Annotated in this window: 12 protein-coding genes; 6 read left to right on the top strand and 6 right to left on the bottom strand. The window is 43.1% G+C overall.

Going from position 1 to position 14,308, the window contains the following annotated elements; genetic code table 11:
• Window positions 1-45: 45 nt before the first annotated feature.
• The 4 genes from THMIRH_RS11130 to THMIRH_RS11145 all read left to right on the top strand — a co-directional run bounded on the left by THMIRH_RS11130 (window position 46) and on the right by THMIRH_RS11145 (window position 4,172).
• Window positions 46-1,149 (top strand): polyamine ABC transporter substrate-binding protein, encoded by a 1,104-nt coding sequence (locus THMIRH_RS11130; protein ID WP_173292158.1) that lies wholly within the window; start codon window positions 46-48, stop codon window positions 1,147-1,149.
• Window positions 1,150-1,271: 122 nt separating this feature from the next.
• Complete coding sequence (locus tag THMIRH_RS11135) at window positions 1,272-2,429, top strand: ABC transporter ATP-binding protein (RefSeq protein ID WP_173292159.1); 1,158 nt, start codon at window positions 1,272-1,274, stop codon at window positions 2,427-2,429.
• Window position 2,430: 1 nt separating this feature from the next.
• Window positions 2,431-3,345, top strand: coding sequence for an ABC transporter permease subunit (locus THMIRH_RS11140; protein ID WP_173292160.1), 915 nt, complete (start codon window positions 2,431-2,433; stop codon window positions 3,343-3,345).
• On the top strand, window positions 3,342-4,172 hold the full coding sequence (locus tag THMIRH_RS11145; protein WP_173292161.1) for an ABC transporter permease subunit: 831 nt from the start codon (window positions 3,342-3,344) through the stop codon (window positions 4,170-4,172). The genes THMIRH_RS11140 and THMIRH_RS11145 overlap by 4 nt, the downstream gene beginning before the upstream one ends.
• Window positions 4,173-4,274: 102 nt before the next feature.
• Here the strand turns inward: THMIRH_RS11145 and THMIRH_RS11150 are convergent, their stop codons facing one another.
• Window positions 4,275-4,814, bottom strand: coding sequence for a hypothetical protein (locus tag THMIRH_RS11150; protein WP_173292162.1), 540 nt, complete (start codon window positions 4,812-4,814; stop codon window positions 4,275-4,277).
• Window positions 4,815-5,066: 252 nt separating this feature from the next.
• On the opposite strand from THMIRH_RS11150, the gene THMIRH_RS11155 reads away from it, so the two are divergent.
• Window positions 5,067-5,441: a response regulator gene (locus tag THMIRH_RS11155; protein ID WP_173292163.1), complete on the top strand. Its 375-nt coding sequence runs from the start codon at window positions 5,067-5,069 to the stop codon at window positions 5,439-5,441.
• Window positions 5,442-5,501: 60 nt separating this feature from the next.
• Entirely contained in the window at window positions 5,502-7,553 is a 2,052-nt protein-coding gene (locus THMIRH_RS11160) for an ATP-binding protein (protein WP_173292164.1), read from the top strand.
• A gap of 71 nt (window positions 7,554-7,624) precedes the next feature.
• On the opposite strand, the gene THMIRH_RS11165 is transcribed toward THMIRH_RS11160, so the two are convergent.
• The 5 genes from THMIRH_RS11165 to THMIRH_RS11185 are packed head-to-tail and all read right to left on the bottom strand — an operon-like array spanning window position 7,625 to window position 14,297.
• The gene (locus tag THMIRH_RS11165; protein ID WP_173292165.1) at window positions 7,625-8,425 is read right to left on the bottom strand and encodes an HD-GYP domain-containing protein; all 801 of its coding nucleotides are present in this window, start codon (window positions 8,423-8,425) and stop codon (window positions 7,625-7,627) included.
• A gap of 18 nt (window positions 8,426-8,443) precedes the next feature.
• Window positions 8,444-8,818 (bottom strand): DUF1987 domain-containing protein, encoded by a 375-nt coding sequence (locus THMIRH_RS11170; protein ID WP_173292166.1) that lies wholly within the window; start codon window positions 8,816-8,818, stop codon window positions 8,444-8,446.
• A 5-nt stretch (window positions 8,819-8,823) separates the two neighbouring features.
• Complete coding sequence (locus THMIRH_RS11175; protein WP_173292167.1) at window positions 8,824-9,378, bottom strand: SiaB family protein kinase; 555 nt, start codon at window positions 9,376-9,378, stop codon at window positions 8,824-8,826.
• Between the two features lie 55 nt (window positions 9,379-9,433).
• Window positions 9,434-11,893 carry a SpoIIE family protein phosphatase gene (locus tag THMIRH_RS11180; protein ID WP_173292168.1) on the bottom strand — a complete coding sequence of 820 codons (2,460 nt, stop codon included), beginning with the start codon at window positions 11,891-11,893 and terminating at the stop codon, window positions 9,434-9,436.
• Complete coding sequence (locus tag THMIRH_RS11185; RefSeq protein ID WP_173292169.1) at window positions 11,877-14,297, bottom strand: PAS domain-containing protein; 2,421 nt, start codon at window positions 14,295-14,297, stop codon at window positions 11,877-11,879. The genes THMIRH_RS11180 and THMIRH_RS11185 overlap by 17 nt, the downstream gene beginning before the upstream one ends.
• Window positions 14,298-14,308: the final 11 nt, after the last annotated feature.

The raw sequence follows: 14,308 nt of genomic DNA on the forward strand, positions 1-14,308 counted from the left end.
GTACGCTTGACACTTATTTTTTCAAAATTTTTATGAGATATCACCATGAAAAATTGGCTTTCCCCTTTAAAAACGTTAACAGCCGCCCTTGCATTGAGCGTGACTTTACAAGCGCAAGCGCAAGAAGAACTCCATGTTTATAACTGGTCAGATTATATTGCTGAAGACACCTTAAAAAACTTTGAAGACAAAACCGGTATCAAGGTCATTTATGATGTGTACGACTCAAACGAAGTGCTAGAAGCCAAATTATTAGCCGGTCAAAGTGGTTATGACCTAGCCTTCCCAACGGCGCGCCCATTTGTTGAGCGCCATATTAAGGCTGGCATTTACCAAAAAATCGATAAATCAAAATTATCAAATTACGGCAACCTTGACCCAGTGATTTTAAAATCGCTCACGGACATCGACCCAGGCAATGCCTATGCGGTGCCTTATATGTGGGGAACTACTGGGATTGGGATTAATGTCAAAAAAGTGAAAGCCATTTTAGGCGATGACATGCCTTTAGACACTTGGGCGTTGTTTTTTGACCCTAAAATTGTCGCTAAACTGTCTACTTGTGGCGTTTCTTTAATGGATGATGCAACAGAGGTTTTTGCTGCCGCTCACGCCTACAAGGGTGAACCTACCGATGATTTCAGCAAAGCCAACATTGAAAAAGCCACGGAAACCTTGATGGCGATTCGCCCCAATATCCGTTACTTCCATTCTTCGCAATACATCAACGACCTAGCCAATGGGGATACCTGTGTCGCACAAGGCTATTCTGGCGATATTTTACAAGCCAGAGATCGTGCTGATGAAGCCAAAAATGGTGTCGAAATCGCTTATTTAGTGCCTAAAGAAGGTGCGGTCGTTTGGACAGATACCATGGTTATTCCAAAAGATGCGCCAAATCCTAAAGCCGCTTTACAGTTTATCAACTATTTATTACAACCTGAAGTGATTGCCCCTATCTCTAACTTTGTGGCCTATGCCAACGCCAATGCCAAAGCCTTGCCTTTAGTTGATGAAAGCATTCGCAATGACCCAGGTATCTATCCCTCAGACGCAACCCGTGAACATTTCATGGTGTTAAAAGCCCCTTCTGACAAACAAGCGCGTAATTTAAACCGTGCTTGGACACGCATTAAAACTGGCCAATAATCGCCAGCCAACCTGCTTATCTGAGTCGTTGCCATAACGACTCAGTCAAACTGTCTTTTCATAGCAGTCAAAATTGAGTAAAATTTTGACCTCTTAAACTTTTCTACAAGTGAACAATCCACATGACAGATGCACCTTTTAACGACGCAACCCCCTTTGCCGAGATTCAATCGTCAGAAAATGATCCGATTGTTCACATTGACAAGGTCACCAAAACCTTTGGTAATGTGTATGCGGTGGATGATGTCAGTTTAAAAATTTACCAAGGTGAGTTTTTTTCACTGCTTGGCGGTTCTGGTTGCGGCAAAACCACCTTACTTCGCATGCTGGCTGGCTTTGAAAAACCGACCACCGGTCGCATTTATTTGGATGGTCAAGATGTGACCGATTTACCGCCTTATGAACGCCCACTTAACATTATGCTGCAGTCCTATGCGTTGTTTCCGCACATGACCGTTGCCGACAATATTGCATTTGGTCTTAAGCAAGAATCCATGCCCAAAGCTTTGCGCCAAGAGCGGGTGCGCGAAATGATGGCCTTGGTGCAAATTGAAAAACTCGCCAATCGCAAACCCCATCAACTGTCAGGTGGACAAAAACAGCGCGTTGCTTTGGCACGCTCTTTAGCCAAACACCCCAAAATTTTATTGCTCGACGAACCGCTCGGCGCACTCGATAAACGCCTGCGTGAACAAACCCAGTTTGAACTGGTCAATATCCAAGAACGCCTCGGCATTACCTTTATCGTGGTCACCCACGACCAAGAAGAAGCCATGACCATGTCTTCGCGTATTGCGCTGATGAACGAAGGGCGTGTTATGCAGGTCGACAGTCCGCGTCGCTTGTATGAATATCCGTCTTCGCGTTACAGTGCCGAATTTATTGGATCCATTAACCTGTTTGCAGGCACCGTGATTTCGCAAGAAGATAATTTGGTATTGATTGATTGCGAAGAAGCCGGCACTCAAATCAGTGTGCAACACTCTCAGCCACTGGTGAGCGGTATGGATGTCACTGTTGCCGTGCGCCCCGAAAAAGTGCGCCTAAGCTCAGAGCTGGACAAAACGCTTGCCCCCCATGCACCTAACCAACTGCAAGGGGTTATCAAAGAGATTGCCTATTTAGGCGATGTGTCTATTTATCATGTGGACTTGCCCAGCGGTAAACGGGTGCAATTTACCCAATCAAACGTGCAAGCCCTTGCCGAACAACCCTTAAACTGGGACGATCAAGTTAATATCAGCTGGCAAGCCAACGCCTGCAGCTTGTTGGTTGAATAATATGTCGGCAGTTACTCTATCACTTAAAAACAAGCCCTGGGGCAAACTCGCACTCATAGGTACGCCCTGGTTTTGGTTGGCACTGTTTTTTGCACTGCCGTTTTTATTCGTTTTAAAAATCAGCCTCTCTGAAGCGGCGCTGATGCAGCCGCCCTATATGCCGTTTATCCGCGACATTGAAGACGGCTTAGTGACCCTGGCAATCAACTTTGGCAACTATGCGATTTTATTTGAAGACCCGCTGTACCGCACCGCACTCGAAAACTCGGTCACCATTGCCGGTATTTCAACCCTCATCGCTTTATTGATTGGTTACCCCATGGCCTACGCCATTGCCAAAGCACCGCAACATTGGCGTTTGCCACTGTTAATGCTCATTATCCTGCCGTTTTGGACTTCTTTTTTAATTCGGGTGTATGCCTGGATTGGCATTCTTAAAAATAACGGCCTCATCAATAACTTTTTAATGTGGCTGGGTATTACCGACCAACCCATCGAAATGCTCTACACCCCAATTGCGGTGTATGTGGGCATTGTTTATTCCTATTTACCCTTTGTCATTTTGCCGCTCTATGCCACGCTGATTCGCATGGACGACTCCTTACTCGAAGCGGCGGCCGACCTAGGTTGTAAACCTTGGAAGCAGTTTTTAACCATTACCCTACCGCTATCGATGCCTGGCATTATTGCTGGTGGAATGCTGGTATTTATTCCTGTGATGGGTGAATTTGTTATCCCAGATTTGTTGGGTGGCCCCAACTCTTTGATGATAGGTAAACTCATGTGGACTGAGTTTTTTAATAACAAAGATTGGCCGGTGGCATCTGCCTTGGCAGTGGTGTTGCTCACGGTTTTAATCATTCCGTTTGTGCTGTGGCAACACTATGAACGGCGTCAGGAGGAGAAATCACTGTGAAAAAAAATCGCTTTCCTCTGCTTTTGACGCTCTTGGTGTTTGGGTATGCCTTTTTATATGGCCCCATTTTAAGTCTGATTATTTACTCTTTTAACGAAAGCCGACTGGTGACCGTTTGGGGTGGTTGGAGTACTAAATGGTATGGCGAGCTCATGCAAAACCAAGCCATTTTGGATGCCGCACTCCTGAGTTTAAAAATCGCCGCCATCAGCGCCAGCTTTGCGGTGATTTTAGGGACCATGGCCGCCTTGGCATTGGTGAGATTTAAACGCTTTAAAGGCAAAACCGCTTTAGAAATTATGGTCGCCGCCCCCATGGTAATGCCCGATGTGATTTTAGGCTTAGCCTTATTACTGCTGTTTGTAGCGATGAGTGACTTTATTGGCTGGCCCGATGGCCGCGGACAAACCACCATTGCCCTCGCACACACCACCTTTGCGCTGGCTTATGTCACCGTGGTGGTGCGTTCGCGCATTGCCCATTTAGATCAAAGCCTAGAAGAAGCCGCCATGGATTTAGGTGCAAAACCGCTCAAAGTCTTTTTTGCCATTACCCTACCCATTATTGCGCCTGCCTTGGTGGCGGGTTGGTTGCTGGCATTTACCTTGTCGCTAGATGATTTAGTCGTCGCCAGTTTCGTGTCTGGCCCTGGTTCAACCACCTTGCCCATGGTGGTCTATTCCAGTGTCCGCTTAGGCGTAAGCCCGCAAATTAATGCACTCGCCACCCTGATTGTTGTGCTGGTGAGCTTGGCAGTGGCCATCGCCGGTTATGTGATGTATCGCCAAGAAAAACAAAAGCAGGCAGAGATAAACGCAGGCAACTAAAAAAAGGGCTTTTAAACGCAAAAAGGCGCTAAATTTAACCAGGCCTGGTTAGATTTAGCGCCTTTTTTGGTTTATTAACCCATATTTAGATTAATTTAGACTTTATTTTGGCTGGTCTAATGCGCCAATTCTGGCAACCGTATAATCACCCGTTTGGGTATTTAATTCGTAGATATTAAAGTTGGTATTAATATCAAACGTATTCAAACGGCTTGCATAGTTGGTAGACAAACTGCCTTCTGGCGAATGCACACGATGGAAAACATGAATACCCCAGCCTAAAATAGCCGCACCTTCATAAATGGTTTCACCATTGTGCTTAATGCCTTGTTGCGACACTTCAAACTTTTCAATCTGACCATGCGCTTTAGAATACAACTCCACCAAACGCTTACCTTGATGCACCACCAATTTGTCTTCTTGGTCGGTATGCATATACCAAAACCAGGTATCGTTGCCTGCAATTAAAGGACTTTTCCCGCCTGGCTCATGAATTACCAAGTCAATTCCAGACAAACCTTCCAACACCCCTTCGACGCTGTAAAAGTTCACTTTTGGCGTTGCACGCAGTGGCTTTAGAGGGATAATAAAACACAAATTTTCAATATAGGTCTGACGTTGACCCACTTCAATAGACAACATGGCACTAAGCTCCTTAACAAGCTCAAATTAATTTAAAAATAATGCTGCCACACCGTTGTGCCAAGCTAATATAAGATTTCGCTAATGTATCATATTTTGGCTCATCAAATATGCTGAAAATTGCATATTTTTCAGCTTCTTATACAACTATACCCTTACCATTACTACTGATTTACTGGATTCAGTTTCTAAAACAAAGCATTTTGAAGTATCATTATTAACGTTATTTAATACTGAGAAAGACGCAGCTTTATGAATTCGAGTTTAAAATTTTTAATTGTGGATGACATGCCGCAAATGTGCAAAATCATTTACTCTATTTTGACTGACCTTGGCTGGAAAAACATTACCATCGCTACTAGCGGTGAAAAGGCCTTAAAGCTCTTACAAGAAAAAGAATTCGATGTCATGCTACTGGACAACAATATGCCGGGCATGGAAGGTTTAGAGGTCTTAGAACAACTGCAAAAATTGAACATTACCACTAAACCTAAAGTGATGATGTTAACCGCTGATCGAAAAATGACCACTGTCCAAGCAGCGATTAAACTTGGGGTATCTGACTTTTTGGTTAAACCTTTTAAACCGCAAACTCTGCTTGAAAAGATAGAAAAACTTGGCTTGTAAATGAAGCACTTCATTTAACCACCCAAAATTTACTTTTGTCTGGAAAGGAAACCTAAAACCATGAGCCAAGAAAATCCATTGATTGCAGAAATTCGAACGCTGCAAACAAATTTTGAAGCCCTAACCAGCAAACTCAGTAAAGACATTCACCGCCATGACAAAATTATGGCGCGCAGTGATAAACGCCAAAAACGCGAATATGATGAACTTCAACAGCGCCTCACCGAAATCGAAGCGCTGCACGCCGAACTCCAACAAGCCAACCAACAACTCGAGAAAAAAGTTGAAGAGCGCACCCTAGAATTAAACGCTGCCCTGCTCAAAGCGGAAGAAGCCACCAAAGCCAAATCTGAGTTTTTGGCCAATATGAGCCATGAAATTCGCACGCCCATGAATGCCATTATCGGCATGGCCTACTTAGCTCTGCAAACCAACCTTGACCCCAAACAACGTAATTATGTTTCTAAAGTCCATAAAGCCGGTGAAAATTTGCTGGGCATTATTAATGACATTCTCGACTTCTCAAAAATTGAAGCGGGCAAACTCTCCATGGAAAGCATCCCACTGAATTTAGAAGAAGCACTGGAACACTTTTCAACCATCATTGGCGTCAAGGCTGAAGAGAAAAATCTTGCGATTGTGTTTGAGGTTGCGCCCAATGTCCCCAAAGACTTAATGGGCGACCCTCTTCGCTTGGGGCAAATATTGCTCAATCTTGGCAGCAACGCCATCAAGTTTACCGACCAAGGTCAAGTCACACTTAGCATCGACTTAGTAGAGTCTACTGCGGACAGTGTCATGCTCCACTTTGCGGTACAGGATTCTGGTATCGGCATGACACCAGAGCAATGCGCCAAACTTTTTAAGTCTTTCAGCCAAGCGGATACGTCCACTACCCGAAAATATGGCGGCACAGGACTTGGGTTAGCCATTTCCAAAACACTGGTTGAATTGATGCAGGGTAAAATTTGGGTTGAAAGTGAAGCTGGAAAAGGCTCAACCTTTCACTTTCATGCGCAATTCGCACGCCAAACTGAGGCAGACTTACAAAAGCTCATGGCGGATGCCTCTGAAACCGCTCAATTAGAAACGGCTATCTTATCTCTATCTGGTGCTCGACTCTTATTAGTTGAGGACAACACCATGAACCAAGAGTTAGCTGCCGAACTGCTGGCGCATATTGGCGTGCAGATTGTCATCGCCAATCATGGGCAAGAAGCCCTGGATATTCTTGCTCAAGATGCCGATTTTGATGCCGTTTTGATGGATTGCCAAATGCCAGTAATGGATGGTTTTGTCGCTACTAAACATATCAAAGGCAATCCAACCTTTGAACAACTGCCGGTCATCGCGATGACCGCCAACACCTTTGCCGACCGTGAAAGCGAATTTTCAGATGCCGGCATGATTGATTATGTGGGTAAACCGATACATCCTCAATCCCTTTATAAAACCTTGACCAAATGGGTCAAAATCAATACAGAACGCCAGCAAAGCGCCCCTTTACAAAACACATCCAGTGCCCTAGAGACATCAATAATCATCGACCTCAGCAATTTCAGCGGCATCAATATCGATGAAGCTCTGACCTTTTTCAATGGCTCTGAAAATTTATTGAGCCGCAACTTAAAGCGCTTTAGCCAAGATTATGCGCATGCATTGGCGGACTTGACCGATTTAATGGCCAAAGACGACCTTGCCGGTAGTATACGACACGCCCATATGCTTAAAGGTTTAACCGCAACTTTGGGCATGCAAGCCATCAGTGCCGATTTCGGGGCATTAGAAAACGGATTGTTAGCCAATCAAAACACCCAAGACATTCAAATCCCAGAAAATCTAGTGACGGCCTATGGCGAGATGATTAGTCAACTGACAGAACATTTTGCACAAGATACTCAAACTGCTCAGATGAATGAAACCCCTTGGTCGACGATCAAAAGCCAGCTAATTCAGATGTGTGAAGATTTTAGCGGTGAAACCTTTGAGTATTTCGAAACGCATCAAACCAGCATTCAAAACGCAGTTACACTTGAAGATTTTGAGTACTTAAAACAGACGATTAATGACTTTGAATTTGATGAGGCACTTGAACGACTGCAAAGTTTGTAAAACATTAGACCTCTATATAAAAAGCCGCTATTTTTAGCGGCTTTTTAAATGGCTTTACTCGTGCAAAGGTCTCAATGAATCTCATCTCGCAAACGATCTCGAATGGCTAAAAACTCATCTAGATGTTCAAAGAAGATATCGACCAATTGCGGATCAAAATGCTGTCCACGCTCCTCACGAAACAGTTTGAAAATTTTTTCATCTTCCCAAGCTTTTTTGTAACAACGGTCACTGCCTAAGGCATCGAACACATCCGCTATGGCGGTAATTCTGCCGTAGATATGAATGTCTTCACCGGCTAAACCTCTCGGATAGCCTGTGCCGTTATATTTTTCATGATGTTCGTACGCCAGAGTCGCAGCCATTTTTAACAGTGGACGTTGCGAATGTTTAAGCATTTCATAACTGAGTTGCGCATGCGATTTCATAATTTCATACTCTTCATCGTTAAAGCGCCCAGGTTTGTTTAAAATCGCATCCGCAATCGCAACTTTACCAATATCGTGCATCGGACTGGCCTGTTTCAGCATTTCCGCTTCTTTTTCATCCATACCGTAGTATTTGGCCAATAAGTAAGAATATTCTGCCACCCGCTTTACATGGTTGCCGGTTTCTTTACTACGACTTTCACCTATGGCCCCCATGGTAAAGACCACTTCTTTTTGAGTTTCTTCTATTTCTTGTTGGAGCGCCTTTACTTCAGCAAAACGAGCTTGAAGCTCATCATATTCTTGCTTTTGGCGTTTATCGCTGCGAGCCATAATCTTATCGTTACGATGGATGTCTTTAATCATTTTTTCAGACATGGCTAGAAACTCTTTTTTAAGAGCCTCTATCTCCGCAATCAATGGATTTTGATTATCATCACTCATGATTCAACTCTTCTGAAATTAAACGGTCACTAGCTTGATGCTCAGGTCAGGAAAATCATCAATAAAATCTTCGCCAGCTTCCATGGCACTTTCGTTTTCTTCGTCATAACACCAGTCAATGGTAATACCGACCGAATCTTTGTGTTCGTTGAGTAAATCAAAGAAATCAAAAAACAACTTTGAACTACTGGAGTTAAAGTAGGTAATTTCAAATTTAACCTTTAGAGATGGCACGCTGTCTTGTACGAAATAATCGGTCAACCAAACCATTACAGGCTTGTAAAACTCAAAGGTGTTTTCTGGGTAAGACTTGCCTTTAATCTCTATCTGCCCCTCAGGACTCATCTTAATGCTTGGGGTATATTGTGTTTCTTCTATTAACAATTCATTCATGGCAATCAATCACCCTTCTTCATAGGCACTATGGCTTTTAAATTAAAAAAATACTTATTATTTTCAGCGGGAGAAAACGAGTACTCTAGCCGTTCACAGCGTTTCGCAATTTCATAAAACCCTATACCGCCGCCAACATCATGTTTATCGCGACCACTTTTGCGCAATTCACGATAGCGTTTTTTGATTTCATCATTACTCATACCCTGCAATTCGGCCAGTTTAGGTTCCATTTTTTCCATGTCGCTGACATCGACAACATTTTGACTTTCTACATAATAATACTCAGGCAGGCGTTTTCCAACCAAAATTATGCCCTCAGGCTTTCTGGAGTTATCGAGAGCTGTTAAATCTCTTGAGTAATTCATCATATTCTGCGCCATCTCTATAAAAATCGTATAGATATGCGCTGAAACGCCTAAGTTTAATCCGCCATAATCAGTTTCTTGTTCCAAAGAAGTCATCATCGCTGAAATCAGTGATTGTGATAAAAAGCCGGTATAGGCTAAAAACACAATCCCTTCTTTATCGGTTAACTCTTTAATGGATTGTATATTCATACGTCGTAAATCCCCCTACTTGTCATTCTAAACTGGCTCACAACATGCAACATTGCTAAATGGTAAACCCTATAACCGTCACATCATCATTTCTAATTTCATCACCTTGATAGTCATCCAACACCGTCAACAAGTGTTGTTTTTGCGCCATCATGGTTAAATGCATTGAGTCATTGAGCGTTTGAAGATAGCGCTTACGACTGAACGGAAAGCCTTTAGCCCCACCATTTTGGTCCAAATAACCATCAGTTGTGACATAAAACTTCATACCCTTACTGACAGATATTTCATGTTCAGTAAACTCATAATTGGCATCCGACTTCTTATACCCAATTGAATGGCGATTGCCTTTGATTTCTTGCATGGCATTATCCTGCCAAACATGCAATGCCGTTTCGGCACCCGCAAATCGCAACAGTTTTCGCTGGCGGTCATAATATAAAATTGCGCCATCGAAGCCCGCATTACTGATGCTGTCAATGGTTTCTTGTTTGAGCAAACGTTTCAGCGTTTGGTTAAAAAGTGCCAAAACATCTTTAGGATGCACTTCACCTTGCAAATGCTTAACACTGGCCACAATTTGTTGTTCAACAGCTTTAACCAACATGGTGACAAACGCGCCAGGCACTCCGTGTCCTGTACAATCAATCACCATCAATAGGCATTCATCTTCGTGTCTGAGTTGGGTAAAGAAATAAATATCGCCCCCCACCAAGTCTTTAGGTTGCCACAAACAAAAATAGTCGCTGAACATCGTTTGAAATAAGTCATCCTCTGGAATCAATGCTTTTTGAATGAGAGAAGCATATTCAATCGACTCTCGCGTGTGCCGATGAATACGCTCAACTTCTTTTTTGGCTTGTTCTAAGTCTAACAACATATTAGTGGTTGCTCTGCGACCGTCTTGCAAAGAAAGCATCTGCTTGTGCATTAAGTCTTGCAAAGATAAGCGTTCTCTTATGTCACGCGCACTTAAAATAAGCGTTTGACGCCCACCAAAGTCTGCAAAAAAATAAGAAACATCAACAGGAACTTTTGAACCGTCTGCGCAAGAGAAATGGGTTTCTTTATGAATAATGACCTCATCGGCTAGGCGCATAATCATGCCCTGCAAATTATCCAGACTAGAATCCATCTCAATAATCGGCAAGTTCAACAATTGCCCATTTTCATACCCTAAAACTTCATAAGCGGTTTCGTCGGCATAGCTAATCAAACCCGATTTTGGGTTAACCCAAAAAACAATATCAGGAGATTTATCAACCACAAACTCAATAAATCTTAAGCGTTGTTCGGCCCGAGCTCTGTCGTCAATATCACTTAAAACCATCAAGTAACTTTGCTGCTGATTTTGAGAAACTGAACAACAGGAAACCTCCGCCATAAAGCGTCTTTCTTGCGAGGTTTGAGCTGGCATTTTAAGCACCGAAAAATCAGATAAGTCCGTGAGTTCCGGTAAAAAACGCGCTATCGAATGATTGAGGAGATCAACATTGGCAACCTCAAGCAAAGACTTGGCCGCAGGGTTAGCAAATTCAATACAGCCCTCTTTATTAATCAGCAAAAGACCAAATGGTAACGCTGCCATCATCTGTTGGTTAAAGTGGTTATATTCATCCATTTTTTGTTGCGCTAACTGAATCTGAACCAGTCCGTCATAAAGTTCTCGCATTTCAAAATCGACCAACTCAAGGGGTTCGTTTGACTTTTTCCCTTGAGCCAACGCTTGGGTAAACGCCAATAGTTGAGCGATGGGCATCATCAAACGCGTTCTAAGTAAGCGATTCGAATAAAGTAAGATGTAACTGGAAAACACTAAAATTTGGAGCAATAAAATCCCTGACATTGCCCAAACCCAGTATTGGTAAAGCATTTTTTCAGTGTCGGTTCGTTGATTCACGGCAGCAATAAACTGATCAATATTGTTTTGGATTTTTTGCAGTTCATCCATATAAAGAGCGCTGAATAAAAGGTCAATCGGCAGTGTTCCTTCAGACACATCCGGCAATTTGCCTTGTGCCGTTAAATCCATGGCTTTTTCCTCTAGCGTTACAAGGGTCATGGACAATCTTTCGGCCTCTGCAATTAAAGCCAGTTCATTCGGCTTTAACTGAAAATATTCAAACCATTCTTGACTGGAAACCAAATCGCCTCGTTCGGGCAGTAACCCTGCCGTCGCCAATTGGTGCAATCGATTATCATCTAATACCTCAGATGCAACCAACCCCTGACGCATATTGACGATGTCCCAATAGCGTTTTTTATAGAGTTCGTTATGGGTGATGACGTAACTTCTGGCAAAGTTAGTGAGTTTGGCAGAAGACTCTTTAAGCTCTAAGGCCAACATCACCGATCGAAATTGTTGATGACTGGTTGCCTCTAATTTGTTTTGAAAAAACACCAATGCCAAAATAAGCATCAAAAACACCACTAAACCTGCAGAAACGATTGAGGTGCTTTGCTTTAGACTGTCTAAAATAGAAGAGGGTTGATGGGCACTATTCTGCGATGTCATACAAAGCCTCTTTACCTGATGCCACTAACAGCGCATTAATTTGTTGTTTAAGTTCAATCATTTTCAACTCACGCCCAACGGCAACATCGGTAAAGCGTGTCAATTCTTCCATCTGCGCTTCAATCTGCTGTTGAATACGCTGTTTTTCACTGATGTCCTTAAAGACAATAACAATCCCATCCCAACCCTTGTCGGTTTTCATGGGAATAGACTCAATTTCGGCCACAAACTTTTCACCCGATTGGCGCGCAAGGGTAATTTGTGCGGTGCGTTTTTCGCCATATACCAAGGCATGAGTCACCCCAACCTCCAACATGGCCTGAGTATCTTTGCCAAAAAGAGCGTCTGCGACCTGCTTGCCAATTAAAACCTCCACAGATTCATAACCCAACAAAGTGGTGGCGGCAGGATTGGCAAAGGTAATCATGCCCTGCTCATCTACCCCTAAAATACCATCATCCACTGCCTCAATTAAAAGGCGCATTCGCAACTCTGTTTCAATCGCCAACTCTTCCACTTGTTTGCGCACCAACAAATCAATCGAAAAACGTAAAGCGATTGACAGCTCTCTAATGACATTCTTTAAATATTCTCGTTGCTCATCATTCAAAGGGTCTGACAGTCCCAATTCCAAAACACCACAAGAACTTTCACCATAAGCAATCGGCAATAACAAAGCACTTTTAAGTGAGGCATGCTGCTCAGATAAGTGAGCCGATTCAACGCTCCAAGGATTATGGACATCCACAGGCACTTCTTTGGTCATAATTTTTTGAATTAACATTTGCTTGTCAGATGACAGCAGATGTGACGCAGATTGTGCCCCCACATTTGACAAAACCTGCAAGCCGTCGTTGGGCAAAATACTGTAAATACTGGCTAAAGGAACTTCTAAGAACAGCATAATTTCTGCCAGTGCCAACTCCGCCAAACTAAAAGGCGACTCACTTGATTTGATGGCCGACAAAAATCGGGCGTTAGCATCCACCAAACGTAATTCGGATTCTAATTTCAGGGCAGCAAAATGCTTTTCCGTTTCATCTTGCATTAAAGACACATAGCCGGTTAAAGATTTTTGGTCGTCAAAAACCGGCGAAATCGTTAGGTCTGCCCAAAATGCCGAGTCATCCTGACGACGATCAACCAGTTGCCCGCGCCAAGTTTGTCCAGACCTTAAACTGTTTTTTAAATCCTTACGAATGTCTACATCAGTTAAATCACTACTCAACACCGAAGGTTTTTTACCAATCAATCTGTCTGCAGAATAACCCGTGATGCGTTCTAAAGCTGCATTTACCCATCTTATGTTTTGCTGGCTATCGGTCATCATAACGCCCGTCGGGCTGTTCACAATCGCACTGCTTAGCATGCTTAGACGATGACGCACTTCTTTTTGCTGACGGAATTGTTGATATTGCCAAGTTGCCAACCAACCCAGTAAACCAAAGATTACAAAGGCAATCGCAAGAATGATTGCTCTAGCCTTAGCACTCACAAATTGACCTTGCGGCTCTAACATCAACAAATGCCAAGCACCATTCACGTCCGCCAAATCCACCGTTTGGCTTTTGGCTAGATACATCTGCTCACCCCACAAAATACTTTGGGTAAATGCATGACTTTGCTCTGCTTGAAGATTTGGATTGGGAGCCCAGGAAAAAGGCAAATAGGCAATTTTATTCTTATCAAAATAGTTACCAAATTGTTTTAATTTTTTAATGGCATCAACTTGTTCTGGCGTGACCTCACTTGAAAGGTGATACAGATATTGTAAATTTGTGGCACTAAAAACAATGCCTTGTGGTGATAAGAGAAATGCCTCACCGCGTTGATAAGACTTTAACAAGCTATCGATAAAACCAACACCTTGCTTAATCATAACAACCCCTAAAACAGCTGAAGTATGCGAGGTTGTTTGATAGATGGGGGCTGCATAATAAATGCCACGCGTGTTGGATTTACTCCCAACCGCTGGATAAATGCTAATAGAACCTTGAATAGCTTGTTTAAAATAGGGTCTAAAATCAACCCGGTAACCAGTTCGCCCCTTGCCCTTAATGCTTTGCTGCGCAACAATCATCCCCATGCTGTCAATCGCATAGGCGCCTTGCGCTAAAAACATATCGCGAATGACTTCAAGATGCTCTATGGTTTGATCGGAGTTTTCAGGCACCCGCTTTTGCACCTGCTGCTTGATATGATGATCCGCCAGCCCCAAAGTTCGTAAAGCACCGAAACCTTGATAACCCAAAGTAACCGTTTCCAGTTGACGACCAAAATCTTCACTCAACTGGTCCAGCTTTTCGGTCTGTTGCTGGTCTTTTTCAGTTTGAAAAATATCCAACACACCCAGCGTTAAAACCGTTCCTAAACAAGCAAAAACCAAACTGAAAAGCCAATTCATTCTAAATTCCG

It is taken from the genome of Thiosulfativibrio zosterae, from assembly GCF_011398155.1.
Taxonomy (GTDB): domain Bacteria; phylum Pseudomonadota; class Gammaproteobacteria; order Thiomicrospirales; family Thiomicrospiraceae; genus Thiosulfativibrio; species Thiosulfativibrio zosterae.

Coding starts and splice junctions, on each gene's coding strand:
- THMIRH_RS11130 (WP_173292158.1), top strand. CDS start 46: ATGAAAAATTGGCTTTCCCCTTTAAAAACGTTAACAGCCGCCCTTGCA.
- THMIRH_RS11135 (WP_173292159.1), top strand. CDS start 1,272: ATGACAGATGCACCTTTTAACGACGCAACCCCCTTTGCCGAGATTCAA.
- THMIRH_RS11140 (WP_173292160.1), top strand. CDS start 2,431: ATGTCGGCAGTTACTCTATCACTTAAAAACAAGCCCTGGGGCAAACTC.
- THMIRH_RS11150 (WP_173292162.1), bottom strand. CDS start 4,814: ATGTTGTCTATTGAAGTGGGTCAACGTCAGACCTATATTGAAAATTTG.
- THMIRH_RS11155 (WP_173292163.1), top strand. CDS start 5,067: ATGAATTCGAGTTTAAAATTTTTAATTGTGGATGACATGCCGCAAATG.
- THMIRH_RS11160 (WP_173292164.1), top strand. CDS start 5,502: ATGAGCCAAGAAAATCCATTGATTGCAGAAATTCGAACGCTGCAAACA.
- THMIRH_RS11165 (WP_173292165.1), bottom strand. CDS start 8,425: ATGAGTGATGATAATCAAAATCCATTGATTGCGGAGATAGAGGCTCTT.
- THMIRH_RS11170 (WP_173292166.1), bottom strand. CDS start 8,818: ATGAATGAATTGTTAATAGAAGAAACACAATATACCCCAAGCATTAAG.
- THMIRH_RS11175 (WP_173292167.1), bottom strand. CDS start 9,378: ATGAATATACAATCCATTAAAGAGTTAACCGATAAAGAAGGGATTGTG.
- THMIRH_RS11180 (WP_173292168.1), bottom strand. CDS start 11,893: ATGACATCGCAGAATAGTGCCCATCAACCCTCTTCTATTTTAGACAGT.
- THMIRH_RS11185 (WP_173292169.1), bottom strand. CDS start 14,297: ATGAATTGGCTTTTCAGTTTGGTTTTTGCTTGTTTAGGAACGGTTTTA.